Here is a 1,348-nt window from a genome sequence, read left to right as displayed (position 1 = left end):
TTCGGGAATTCCGTCGCCATTTCTCGATATTCTATTTTGTATTTCTCGGTTTTTGTTTTGCTATTCCTGAACGTTAAACCCGAGGTAATCCAAAGTGGGATCAAGTGTTTTATGCCCGAGCACATCCCCTTTGTATCGGATTTCGGTAACCTGTTTCGGGGCGAATTCATAAAAGGACACTGCCGCGTATGCTTCCCGCAAGTCGGACGGCATTATCGGTTTGCCGTCGAGGTCTTTAAATACCCTTTTCGATTGTATCCCTATTTCTTTCGCATGGCGAGAGTTGAATTTCTTCGGGTCCATTGTCATGTCGATTTCCGCACGCAATCGCTCGATGCCCTCGAGGAACAGCGCCCGGTCGCCCAGGATCGGGATCACGTAGGGCGCCTCGGCGCGCTCGTCGTCCTTGGTCTTGGCCTGGCCGGAGAACACCACCTCGTGGCGGGTGCCCGGTGTGGGGGTGAACTTGCCTGTCAGGGCGATTTCCACGGGGCGGCGGCCGGACAGGGCGCATAGGGCGGCAATCGCGGCGTTGGTGGACCAGCGCAACCGCAGGCAGTTGCCGAGCAGCAGCATGGCCGAGGTCACGTAGTGATCGGCATCGAGCGGGCGCACATTCCGGTGCCGTGTTTCTCGTGCCGCTTCCTGGTGTGCGTGGTATTCGTCGATACGAGCATCGGAGTACCGGAGGTAATCCAGCAGTTTCGACCTTTCGCCGAATTTCTCGATAATGGCGTTTCGGTAGGCGATTATTAGCTTCCGATTCGTGAGCTCCGAATATTTTTCGCCGTTGGCCTTCCGCCGGTTGTGAATCCAGGACAGTTCGGACAGTGCCGCCATTCTCCATTTATCCGGAGACATTCCCGACATGCGCTCGACAAACGCGGTGATCCGGTCTTCCTCGGCTTGAGATATCGGTCCGTACTTGCGTTCCGCTGCCATTTCTACCGCTCCTATCTATGGGGATTTCCCCCATGGTATCACGTCATGAAGTTTTATAGTGTTCCTGTGAATCACGCATTCATGAGGAGTGTGGCGTATTCGGTAGTGGGGTGGAGCAACGACAGAGCGCCCCGGCCATAGCCCCATGGCCGGGGCGCTCTGCGGTTTCCGGGTCTGTGTGCCCTTGTGGCGGTCCGGGCGGGCCGGGCGACTCTTCGGGCACCCCCGAGTGGCGTTCGACGTTCAGATCGACAATCAGCCGGTTGTGCCGTACGACCTCGAGGCGGTGAGCGCGCCCGGCGGCGACGGCAAGCTGCCTCACCACCGCCTTGCCGGTGGTCGCGTTGGGCGGAGACCCACACCAGGCCGTCGGTCATCACCTGGACGAGCAGGTGACTGCCGTCGT

The 1,348-nt window shown here is 58.5% G+C and carries 1 protein-coding gene; it reads right to left on the bottom strand.

What is annotated here, in order from left to right; all coding sequences use genetic code 11:
- Nucleotides 1-60: 60 nt before the first annotated feature.
- Entirely contained in the window at nucleotides 61-942 is an 882-nt protein-coding gene (locus ON32_RS23485) for a protelomerase family protein (RefSeq protein WP_083874742.1), read from the bottom strand.
- Between the last annotated feature and the right edge of the window lie 406 nt (nucleotides 943-1,348).

Source organism: Nocardia paucivorans NBRC 100373 (assembly GCF_000308675.1).
GTDB classification, from domain to species: Bacteria; Actinomycetota; Actinomycetes; order Mycobacteriales; family Mycobacteriaceae; genus Nocardia; species Nocardia paucivorans.
This window is presented reverse-complemented; position numbering and strand designations above follow the sequence as displayed.